The sequence below is a fragment of the Mucilaginibacter sp. GW822-FHT03E02 genome (assembly GCF_058801545.1).
Map to the genome: position 1 here is coordinate 228,309 of NZ_JBXANJ010000002.1, position 12,886 is coordinate 241,194.

5 protein-coding genes are annotated in these 12,886 nt (G+C 42.3%); all 5 read right to left on the bottom strand.

Features of this window, described 5'->3' with window-relative positions; all coding sequences use genetic code 11:
* Positions 1–80 precede the first annotated feature (80 nt).
* Entirely contained in the window at positions 81–2,543 is a 2,463-nt protein-coding gene (locus AC1RM2_RS27890; RefSeq protein ID WP_492988434.1) for an ABC transporter permease, read from the bottom strand.
* 138 nt (positions 2,544–2,681) lie between these two features.
* Positions 2,682–5,150: an ABC transporter permease gene (locus AC1RM2_RS27895; protein ID WP_492988435.1), complete on the bottom strand. Its 2,469-nt coding sequence runs from the start codon at positions 5,148–5,150 to the stop codon at positions 2,682–2,684.
* Between the two features lie 122 nt (positions 5,151–5,272).
* Positions 5,273–7,684, bottom strand: coding sequence for an ABC transporter permease (locus AC1RM2_RS27900; protein ID WP_492988436.1), 2,412 nt, complete (start codon positions 7,682–7,684; stop codon positions 5,273–5,275).
* 189 nt (positions 7,685–7,873) lie between these two features.
* On the bottom strand, positions 7,874–10,300 hold the full coding sequence (locus tag AC1RM2_RS27905; protein ID WP_492988437.1) for an ABC transporter permease: 2,427 nt from the start codon (positions 10,298–10,300) through the stop codon (positions 7,874–7,876).
* Positions 10,301–10,524: 224 nt separating this feature from the next.
* Complete coding sequence (locus AC1RM2_RS27910) at positions 10,525–12,879, bottom strand: ABC transporter permease (protein WP_492988438.1); 2,355 nt, start codon at positions 12,877–12,879, stop codon at positions 10,525–10,527.
* Between the last annotated feature and the right edge of the window lie 7 nt (positions 12,880–12,886).

Sequence of the window (12,886 nt, forward strand, 5' to 3'; positions counted from 1 at the left end):
GTTCATTAGCTTTGGCATTGTCCTTAACACATCAACGCCAGTCGGTCAAAACTAATGAACCAGTGAACCAATGAACTAATCTATTCGCTTCGCAAACTATTCACGGGGTTAGCAACCGCAGCCTTTACCGTTTGAAAACTTAGTGTAAACAGTGCAGCCAGTAGCATGCCTGCACCGCTTGCCACAAATATCCACCAACTGATGCTGGTACGGTCGGCAAAACTTTCCATCCACTTGTTCATGGCGTACCAGGCCAATGGTGTAACCAGTACGAATGCAAGTAAAATAAGTAATATCAATTCGGTTGATAGCAGGGTGACGATCTGCGCGACCGAAGCGCCGAGTACCTTGCGCACCCCAATTTCTTTGGTGCGTAAGTTGGTGGTGTACATAGCCAGCCCTAACAAACCTAAACAACTAATAAATATGGATAGGCCCGTTGCCCAGGTAAGCAAGGTAGATGTATGTTGCTCAGACTCATAAAATTTCTCGATATTTTTATCGTAAAAACTATAATCAAAGTCATCATCCGGGTATAATTCCTTCCAGGTTTTTCCCATATTGTTTATTGCCTTTTTCCATTCACCGCCATTGGTGGTTTGCGGTTTTAGGGCGATATGGAAAGTGCGGGTGCCCCATTTATTAGTAGGTATTAAAATGACCAATGGCTGAATGGCCGAATGCAACGACTTTTGATAGAAATCTGCTGTTACACCAACAATCTCATTTTTATGATTATCAAAGTCAAGAATTTTGCCAACTGCATCGGACGGGTTCTTGAAGCCTAATATTTTTGCATACGTCTTATTAATGATAAATGCTTTTGCCGAATCGCTCTGGCGGATGTTACGACCGGCAAGGAGTTTTATTTTATATACTTTTATATAATTTTCATCGCCGTATTTTTGCTGCACATCGGTCTTAATCTCTTTTTTACCATCCTTATAGGTCATTTCGGTGCTGTTGGTGTTGCCGGATGACGGAGGGGCGCCGCCAATACTCATTAACTCAATCTGAGGCATTGCGGCAAGCCTATTTTTAAATACCTGTTTTGTCCCTGGGTTCATATTTTTATATGGAATGCTTATATTGACAATAGCATCCTTTTGAAAGCCCAGATCCTTATGCAGTGCGTAATAAATTTGTTTGCTCACCAATAGCGTGGCCATGATAAAAAACTGCGCTATAACAAACTGAACCGTAGTTAACGATTTACGCAGAAACGCGTTACGAGTTTTACTTGTACCGGAGTGCGCCTGGTTTTTAAACACATCAACCGGCTTATAGCCCGATAATACCAGCGCTGGGTAAAAACCAGATAATATACTTACAACCACCACTAATGCAAGCATAAACAGCAGGATATTGCCATGATGCAGGTAATCAACCGTGATACCTTTGGGGGTAAAATCGGCAAATAGTTTAAGGATGGATGGTGCGACCAGCAGCGCTATAATTACTGCAAAAATGGTTATCAGGAAGGTTTCGCTCAAAAATTGGGTTATTAGTTGGCGGCGGGTGCTTCCCATTGTTTTACGGATGCCTATTTCTTTGGCGCGTTGCGAAGCCTGGGCTGTTGTAAGGTTTACAAAGTTGATGCAACCTAATAGTAACAAAAATGCAGCTATAACCAGTAAGCCATATGAGGTTGTCTTGCTTGCTGTGCGGCCACCATCAAAATTATTGTAATCTTTGTTAAAGTGCAGATCGCTTAACGGCTGCAAATGAAAAACCTGGGTATTGCCGGCATCTTCCTTTTTAGGCGGATTATGTTTTTTAAGCAATACATTCAACTGCTTTTCAACATTAGCTGCCGATGCATTATCTGCAAGTTTAACGAACAACACGGATGCCGACGTGGTACTCCCCCATTCTGTTAACTGAAGATTATCTTTGAGGGCCGGATTGTTAAGGCCAGTACTATAGGATATAAAATCATGAAAATTAAAGTCGGTGTTTTCTTTAGGAGTTTGTATAATACCGGTAACAGTAGTTTTAATGGTATCATAAGTTACCGTTTTGCCCAGCATCTGGCCGTAAGAAAGCTTGGGGAAATATATCTTAGCCTGATCTGACGTTAGCACCACCTGGTAAGGCTCGTTCAGCGCCGTTTTGGCCACCCCTGCAAGCCAGGTATAGTCAAATAGTTTAAAATACCTGCCATCGGCCAGTACAATATTATCATGATCTTTAAACCTCGTGGGTACGTTGGTATTATTAGCTATAAATACATTCATGCCGCCATTGGTAAAAAACGGCACCACATCTTTTACGCCAGTTACCTCGGCTTTTACAGCCCCCGCCAATGGGCCGGTAACGCCACCGTTATACCCCACATTGCCCGAAAACGAATACTCGGTAACCACGCGGTAAATCTTATCGCTATCCCTATGGTTTTTATCAAACGTAAAATCATAATTTACAATAACGTAAATTACCAAAGCGGCACTAATGCCGATAGACAACCCTACAATGTTGATTATTGTAAACAACTTGTGCCGTCCGAAATTACGGAACGCAATCTTGAAGTAATTTTTTATCATGGCTGAAAATTAAATTCTAATATCTAAATCCTAAATTCTAATAAAAACCTAATAGTTAAATCCTAAACGCTAAATCGAAAAAATTCTAAAGAGCTCCCCAATTACTAATGACAGCGCAGCGAATGACCAATGACTAACTCACTCACTTCTAAGACTCCTGGAAGGGCTTGCCATCGCGGCTTTTATTGTTTGAAAACCCGATGTTATCAGTGCTGTTAAAAGCATCCCGCCGCCGCTTAGTACAAAAATCCACCAGCTGATGCTGGTACGGTCGGCAAAGCTTTGCATCCATTTATTCATAGCATACCAGGCGATAGGTGTTACCAGCACAAATGCCAGTAAAATAAGCATCACCAATTCTGTCGACAGCAAAGCAACTATTTGTGAAACGGTGGCACCAAGCACTTTACGTACGCCAATTTCCTTGGTGCGCTGGTTGGTATTATAAATAGCCAGCCCTAATAGGCCAAGGCAGCTGATGAATATAGATAAGCCCGTTGCCCAGGTTAACAGTGTCGAGGTATGCTGCTCGGCATCATAAAACTTAGCTATGTTTTCGTCAAAAAAGTGATATTCAAAATCATCTTCGGGATAAATTTCCTTCCATGATGATTGCATGGTCGAGATGGCCTTTTTCCAGTCGTCGCCACCTGCTGATTGTGGTTTAAGGGCGATGTGGAATGTGCCGCTGTTATAGTTATTATGCTCAGTCAAGATACATATCGGGTTAATGGGTGCATGTAGCGATTCGGCATGAAAATCGTGAACAACACCAATTACCTGCATTTTGGTATCACCATTAAAATTATCGATGTATTTGCCTACAGCATCAGTTGGATTTTTAAAACCGATGGCGTGGGCATAAGTTTCGTTTATTAAAAATGCCCTACCGATGTCGCCTGGCATTAAATTACGCCCGGCCAGCAATTTAATATGGTATACCTTGATGTAATTCTCGTCGCCATACTTTTCATTAAGTTCCATCTTTATCTCTTTCTTACCGTCGCGGTAAGTGGCTTCGGTCGAGTTGCCGTTATCTGACGATGGAGCATCCTTGCCCATACTTACCAATTGAACCTGCGGCAGTACGTTTATTTTATTTAAAAACACCTGGTTACGGCTATCGGTTCGGTTTTTCCATGGCGAATTGATGATCAAAATAGCATCTTTTTTCAACCCTATGTCTCTATGCAGCGCGTAATATATTTGCTTGCTAACCAATACGGTGGCCATAATAAAAAACTGGGCTATTACAAATTGGGTTACCGTGAGCGATTTACGCAACCACGCATTCCGTGTTTTACTGCTGTTTGATGATGCCTGGTTTTTAAGTACCAAAACCGGTTTATAACCCGATAGTAAAACCGCCGGATAAAACCCGGATAACAAACTCACTATAAATGTGAGCGCCAAGAGAAACACGATAAGGTTGGGCTGATTTAAAAGATCTAACGTGATCCCTTCGGGAATAAAATCTTTAAACAAATTAAGGATCACCGGTGCAATCAAAACCGAGATAACAACCGCGATAAGGGTGATAAAAAATGTTTCGCTTAAAAACTGGATGATGAGTTGCAAGCGGCTGCTGCCCATTGTTTTACGGATACCTATCTCCTTTGCCCTTTGCGCAGCCTGTGCGGTTGTTAAATTAACAAAGTTGATGCAACCCAGCAGCAGTAAAAACGTAGCTATTGCCAGCAGACCATACAAGGTTGTTTTGTTTGCGGTACGCCCGCCATAAAAAGTACCGTAAAGCGCATTAAAATGTACATCGCTTAATGGCTGTAAAGCAAAGCTGCGGGTATTGCCTTTATTGGATGGAGTTGACGGGTTATGTTTTTTCAGGATTTCATTCAGCTGCCTGGTTATTTGAGCAACTGTAGCCTGGGGAGATAATTTAATAAAAAGCTGTGATGCTGGTGTTGTACCACCCCAATGTTTCGGCCTTAATTCGTCTTGTAAAGCTTTGTTATTAGTTGCTGTTGAGTAAGATATAAAAGCCTGCGATTTAAAATCTGTATTGCCTTTTACCGGCTCTACGATGCCGGCAACAACGGTATTTAAGGTATCATAGGTAATAACCCTGCCCATCATTTGGTTGTATGACAGTTTAGGAAAATATTTTTCGGCCTGGTCGGTGGTCAGCACTACCTGGTTGGGGCCATTGAATGCGGTTTTAGCTTTGCCTGCACGCCAGGTATAGTTAAAAAGCTCAAAATAGCGCTCATCGGCCAATACCACATGATCCTGCAGTTTAAATTTAACAGGCACCCCGGACTTACCCTGGACAAATACATTTGGCTGATACAAAGCAAAGAACGGGGTTGCCACATCAACACCGCTAACCTGCGTACGCACGGCCTCGGGCAAAGGGCCACAAACACCGCGGTTATAGGCCGGTTCGCCGGCATAAGTATAATTGGAAACTACCCTGTATACCCGGTCGCTATCATGAACCGACTTATCAAAAGTAAAATCAAAATGTACTATCAAATAAATAACCAGCGCCGAACTAATTCCGATAGCCAAGCCGATTACATTGATAAACGTAAAAAACTTGTGTCGCCAAAAGTTCCGCAGAGCTATTTTAAAATAGTTTTTAATCATCTTTTTAGTTCATTAGTTCACTGGTTCATTAGTTTATTAGTACCTTCTTATTGAGTCATTTGGTCACTAAGTCATCATTAAAAATTCAATGACTTAATGACGCGAAGCAAATGACCCAATGACTACTCCGATCTTAAACTTTTCACCGGGTTTGCCGATGCTGCTTTGATGGATTGAAAGCTGATAGTTAAAAAAGCGATGACTACCGCGATGACACCTGCCATTACAAATACCCACCATTGGATGCTGATGCGGAAGGCAAAATCAAGCAGCCATTTACTCATGGAATACCATGCTATAGGCAATGCAATTACCGATGCAATAAGCACCAGTTTTAAAAAGTCTTTAGATAGTTCGGTTACTATTTGCGGGATGCTGGCGCCTAATACTTTGCGCACGCCTATCTCCTTAACCCGCTGTGTAATGGTAAATGCCGATAATCCAAACAAACCCAAACAAGCTATAAATATGGCAATGAATGAGAATATAGTAAATAAGCTGCCCTGCTGCTGCTCGCTGTTGTACAGCTTTTGAAATTTATCATCCAGGAAAACATATTCAAACGGGGTTTCGGGTTGATATTTTTTCCAGGCCTGTTCCAGGGTATTAATGGCCTCCTGAACGTGATCACCATCAATTTTAACAGATAACCGGCGATAACTGTTGTTGGCGAATGACGGCATGCGCATCAGTAACGGGATGATATTTTGATGCAGTGATTCAAAATGGAAATCATTCACAACGCCTATTATTTTACCTTTTACGCCACCATAACTAATTTCCTTACCAACGGCGCTTTCGGGGGTTTGCCAGCCCAACACTTTTGCGGCCGAAACATTGATTACATAGTTGTTGGTGTCGGTTCCAAAATCTTTCGAAAAATTACGGCCTGCAGCCATTTTCATCCCGTAAGTTGGTATAAAACCGTAATCGGTATTAATGTATTTTACATCTGCGTTCACCATTTTTGACGATCCGTTCTGCATCACCGAAATCCCCTGGTCGTCCAATAATCTGCCCGATGGAATCCGCGACGAACGGGATATATCTTTCACAATACCTTCTTTGGTAATCTCATTTTTAAAAACCTCAAACTGACCGGGGGTAAAAGGATTGGCTGCAGTAAGGATATGATCTTTATTGAAACCCAGCGCCTTTTGCTGCATATACCTCAATTGCTGAAAAACAATAGTAGTAGCAACAATTAAAATGATAGATATCGAGAACTGGATCACCACCAATACCTTCCTGAACGAAATACTGCCCGACCCTACTTTAACCAGGCCCTTTAACACTTTTACAGGTTTAAATGACGACATAAAGATAGCCGGATAAATGCCGCTGATAATGCCAATAACAAAAGGCATTGCAACGATGGCTGTAACTATTTGAGGTTGAAACAACAGGTTAAAAGATAATGACAATCCCGAAAAAGTGTTCACCAGCGGGATTACCGCATAGGTAATACCAAGCGCCAGTATCAGCGAAAATGCCGTTATCAATACCGATTCGCTTAAAAACTGGATAATGATTTCCTTTTGCTGTGCGCCAATAACCTTACGGATACCTATTTCCCTTGCCCTTAAGGCCGAACGGGCGGTTGACAAATTCATGTAATTGATGCAGGCGATAAGCAGGATAAACAGCGCAATGGCCGAAAATATCCAAACCCTTTTGATATCGCCATTTTGATCAAGCTCGTCATCAAGATGAGAATGCAGGTGGATACTCAGGAATTTTTGAAACGACAGTTTACTGTTTTTTGATTCGCGTGTACCAACGTATTTATCCAAAAAAGCAGGGAACTGCGCAGCCACTTTATCTGCGTTATATCCTTTGGGGAACAACAGGTAAGTAAAAAAGGAATTGTTGCCCCAGTTGGTTTGCAAACCTTTTCGGCCATAAACCGCTGTGTCGTTCAGGGTATTAAATGAAAGCAGCATTTTAGCATGAAACTGCGAATTGGCCGGCAACGGTTCAAAAATTCCGGTTACCTTAAAATTAAACTGGTTGCCCAACCGTACCACCTTGTTTATCGGATCTTCGTTGCCAAAATATTTATGCGCCATTTCTTCGGTCATCATCATCGTAAATGGATCTGACAAAGCCGACTTCGGATCTCCCTGGGTTGTTTTGATATTAAAAAAATCGAACAAATTCTCATCGGCGAAGTAGCCTTCGTTCTCGGTAAGTAGCTTGTCTTTATACCTGATCACTAAGCTGCCGCCCGCCGGGTATATACGGGTAACTTTTTTGATATCCGAAAACTCGTTTTTGAGCAAGGGCCCAAACGGCGGCGCAACCGCCCCTAAATGAAGCGTTTCTACCCCATCAGGCGTATTAAAGCTGCGGGTAACACGATAAATATCATCGGCATTAGGATTAAACTTATCATAGCTCGTCTCGTTAATCACATAAACCACAATCAGCAAACAGCAGCTTAACCCAACTGTTAATCCAAATATATTGATGAACGATATAAATTTGTGCCTGGTAATGTTCCGTAAAGCACTGCGTAAATAATTCTTTATCATAATAATATCGTTAAATTCTAAACTCTAAATCCTAAATTCTAAAACCCAAATCCTAATCGCTAAATTACGCGCCCATTTTAATGAACCAATGAACCAATGAACCAATGAACCAATGAACCAATGAACCAATGAACCAATGAACCAATGAACCAATGAACCAATGAACCAATGAACCAATGAACCAATGAACTACTCGTTCCTCAAACTTTTCACCGGGTTGGCCAGGGCCGCTTTTACCGATTGAAAGCTGATGGTTATTGCGGCCACCAGTAATGCAATGCAGCCTGCTAATAAAAATACCCACCACTGGATGCTTATGCGGTAGGCAAACTCCTGCAGCCATTTGCTCATGGCGTACCAGGTTATGGGGAATGATATGAGCGATGCTATCACAATAAGTTTTAAAAACTCTTTTGATAATAATGTGGTAATACTGCCTGTTGATGCCCCCAAAACCTTACGGATGCCTATTTCTTTAACCCTAAGCCTGATCATGAATGCTGCCAGGCCAAACAAGCCCAGGCTGGCTATGATCAGGGCAACAACCGCAAACACAGTAAATATTTTCCCGGTTTGTTGTTCGGATGCGTAAAGCGATGCAAATTTTTCGTCGAGGAAGGAATAGCTGAAAGGTAAATCAGTTTTAAAGCTATCCCATTGCGTGCGCATATCGGCAATAAGGTTTTTAATATCTTTTGTTTTTACCTTAACCATAATTGAACTGATGCTATGGCGAGGCAACAACATCAGCGGCGCAATCTTTTGCTTTGTTGATACATAATGAAAATCCTTAACTACCCCTACAACAGTATATTGGGCCCTTGCCGAGCGGACAATGGTTTTACCTATCGGATCGCTTTTACCCCATCCCAAATCACGCACCAGGGCCTCGTTAACAACTACCGCCATGGAATCGCCGGGGTACGATGGATAAAAATTACGCCCTTTTACTATCTGTATCCCTAAAGTGGGTATATAGTGTTCATCCACATGAAAAATGTCTGTATGAATTTCGGCGTGGCCGCCTTTGTCATTAAATTCCTTGGCATCTATCTGCGTGCCATCAATACCGCCTCCTGAACCGGGAACACTGCTGGATATAGTTGCATTAACAACCTGGGGGTTACGCAGCAACTCCTGCTTAAACGCGTCGATGTTATTGCGTAACGAATAGGTTTCGTTAATAACCAAAACCTGGTCTTTATCATAACCCAGCTTTTTGTTTTGCATATAGTGCAATTGCTGGTAAACTACAAATGTGGCTATAATGAGCGCGGTAGATACTGCAAACTGGAAAACAATAAGGCCGCTGCGTAAATAGTTTTTGCTGGCCTGTTTGGTAGTCCCCGAACCGCCCTTTAATACGGCAATGATCTGGAAGCCCGACAATACAAATGCCGGATAAATGCCGGCTATAACCCCAACAACAAATACCAGTAACACCTCGGTAATGATGGCCTGGAAACTCACAAAGAAACTAATGTTGATATGCTTACGCGACAGGTCATTAAAAACCGGCAGCAGCAGGTACACGAATGCGATGGCCAACACCATAGCCCCTAATGTGAGCAATACCGATTCGGTAAGGAACTGTGAAATAAGCCCGCTTTTTTCTGAACCTAATACTTTACGGATACCAACCTCTTTGCTCCGTTTTGCCGAACTGGCGGTTGATAAATTAGTAAAGTTAATGCAGGCCAGCATCAAAATAAATATAGCCAAAACACCAAATATGTAAACGTAATGAATATCGCCATTGGCTTCCAGCTCGTATTTGGTTGCCGAGTGCAGGTGGATATCAGTTAAGGGCTGTAAATAAAACAGGAAGGTATTTACAGATTTGCTTGCTTCGGCCACGCTTACATTCATGTCATGGGCAATTTCGGGTACTACAAACTTTTTGACCAGGTCGTTCGGAAACGCCGACTCCAGCTTTTTTGGGTCAGCGTTCTTGTTTAGTTTTATGTAGGTAAAATAACCAATGTTGCTCCAGGTTTGCGGCCCGGTGCTTACCTGGTTATTCATGCTAAAAAACGCATCGCCATGAAAGTGGGAATTGTCGGGTACTTTTTCAATAACCCCGGTAACCTTATAAGGCTCCCCATCTACCAGTAACGATTGACCTACAGCTGCCCCATTGCCAAAGTATTTTTTTGCAAATGCCGCGGTAATTACGGTACTGTTGGGGTCTTTCAGGCAGGTTTTGGTTTCGCCATCAATTAAGGGAATAGAAAACAGCTGCAGAAAGTTAGCGTCCACCATAAACAGGTGTTCTTCTTTAAACTTTTTGCCATTGTATTCAATAAACGATGGTTTGCGGCCGGTAAGCCTGGTTACATCGCTTACCTGCGGATATTGATCTTTAATGCCTTTGGCTACGGCAACATCCACGTTGGGGTACTCACTTGTTCCCGCGTTTTCAATAGTTTTAATACCAACGCGATAAATCTGCCCGGCATCCTGCGGGTATCTGTCGTAGCTTAATTCACTATACACGTACGCTGTTATCAGCATACAGCAGGCTAAGCCAACCGATAGGCCAAACACATTTATAAACGAAAATATTTTATTGCGTTTTAAACTACGCCATGCGGTTTTAATATAATTTTTAAGCATTGTGATACAATTACCCGCAATGCAGTTTAAAATATATACCAATTATTAAAACAACTGAAAATCAAATAGTTAATTTACTATTCAAATTAAAACTGTACGCAGGCGTAACAGTAGGTGTACGATTATGATACACGGCGAAAGGTGAAAGGGAAAAGGAGAAAGGCGAAAGGTCACGGTCTTGTAACCTTGAACAACCTTTCGCCTTTCCCCTTTTACCTCAATAACTACTCGTTCCGTAAACTGTTAATCGGGTTGGCTAACGCGGCTTTGATAGATTGGAAACTGACAGTTGCCAGCGCAACTATTACGGTTACCAGGCCTGCCATTACAAACACCCAAATTTGGATGGTGATACGGTAGGTATAGGTTTCCAGCCATTTGTGCATGCCCCACCAGGCAATTGGTGATGCTATAGCAAAAGAAATAAGTACAAGCATCAAAAATTCTTTTGATAACATGCCGGTTAGGTTTGATACCGAGGCACCAAGCACCTTACGCACGCTAATTTCTTTTTGGCGGTTTTGTGCCATATAAGCGGCAAGGCCAAATAAGCCAAGGCATGATATAAATATGGTTAACCCGGCAAACAGGCTGGCCAAAGTGCCTACTTTTTGCTCGTCGTTGAATTTTTTGGCGTATTCATCGTCAACAAAATGATACTCAAACGGGTACTCGGAGTTATATTTTTTAAACACAGCTTCCGCGCGTTTCAGGTTTTCGGCGGTAGTGTTTTTGGGGTTAAGCTTATAATGCACCACGTTGAACCATGATTTAGGCCCCTGGATAATCATGGCTTTAATTGGCTGATATGGCGATTCGATTATAAAATCTTTAATCACACCAACTACCACCAAATTATGGTTATCCCTTTTGATGATCTGCCCTATCGGGTCTTTAAACCCGGTCACTTTTACCGCGGCCTCGTTAAGTAAAATAGCGGTAGAATCGGTAGGATAAGTATTTACATCGATATCCCTGCCGGCGGCTATTTTTAAACCCATTGTTTTTACAAAGTCGCCATCGGTGTTGTACATGATAAAATCTATTTTCTGGCTTTGGTCTTTTCCCTTCCAGTCAAAGCCCCAACTGTCGCTCCAGCGTTGGGTAACCGGCGAATTGGTTTTGGTGACCGATACTGCCGCCCCGCTGCTTACCAGCTCATTACGGATCATTTTAAAGTTTTTATCAATACTGCCCGACATCATAGTGTACACCAGGTTGTCCTTTTTGTAGCCAAGGTCCCGGTTTTGCGCGTATTGCATCTGATCGCGGATGAGGATGGTACAGATGATAAGCACGATGGCGAAAGTAAACTGAACCACCACCAATATTTTGCGGGGACTAATTGCGGCGTCTACCTTTTTAAAGGTCCCCTTTAGCACGCTAACAGGTTTAAATGACGACAGGAAGAACGCCGGATAACTACCCGCTATTACGCCGGTAAACAAAACAAAACCTAAGCCCGCCAGCCAGAAATAAACACTTGCATAAGGCACAAACAATTGCTTATCGGTTAACTGGTTAAAGCCCGACATGCTGATTTGCACAATAACAATGGCTATTATGCCTGCAATAAAAGCTATCAGGATACTTTCGCCTAAAAACTGTGTTATAATCGAGCCTTTTTTTGCACCTATCGCTTTCATGATGCCAACTTCGCGGGCGCGCTTTTCGCTCCGGGCCGTGCTTAGGTTCATGAAATTGATACAGGCTATTAATAAAATGAATGCGGCTATAACAGCAAACAACCTTACCGATTCAATTTTACCGCCGGTTATTTTACCGTTTTCAAATTTGGAATATAAATGCCATTTGGCGGCAGAGTGCATAAACACTTCCTGGTCTTTTTGATCGGAGTGCGATTTGGTAATATTGAGCACTTGCTTATTAAGCTGTGCTTCGGTAACGTTTGGTTTAGTAAGCACCCAGGTTTGTACCGAATTATTGCCCCAGTACTCATCGTCACCACCCGTTTTTTTCAGGTAGCTCCAGGGCATCAGGTATTCAAAATCAAAACGAGTGTTGTTGGGCAAATCTTTCATTACACCTGTCACTGTAAAATGGTCAACGCTATCAATACGTACCACTTTCCCCATAGCGTCTTGTTCGCCAAATAGCTTTTTTGCCAGTTTTTGCGTAATGACTATTGAATTAATGGTACTAAGCGCCGTTTTAGGATTGCCCGCTACCAGCGGAAAGCTGAACATGGTCAAAAAATCAGGATCGGTAAAATCACCATTAAGGTTCAGGTGTTTATCGCCAAGGGTGAACAAGAAATTGGCCGATGTTGTGCGGCAGCTTTGTTCAACAGCAGAATAATCCTGCTTCAAAGTTTTCGACATGATCTTGGGTGTGGTTCCCCAGCACCACAGTTTGCCATCAAATACAGCACGGTTATAGGCCTGGTACAACCTATCCCGGTTTTGATGAAACTGGTCGTAACTCAACTCATTCTGGATCCAGAACAGGATAAGCGCCGCACTGGCCATACCTATTGCCAGACCCGATATATTGATTAATGAAAATGATTTGTTACGCAACAAATTGCGCCAGGCTATTTTTATAAAATTTTTAAACATACAACCG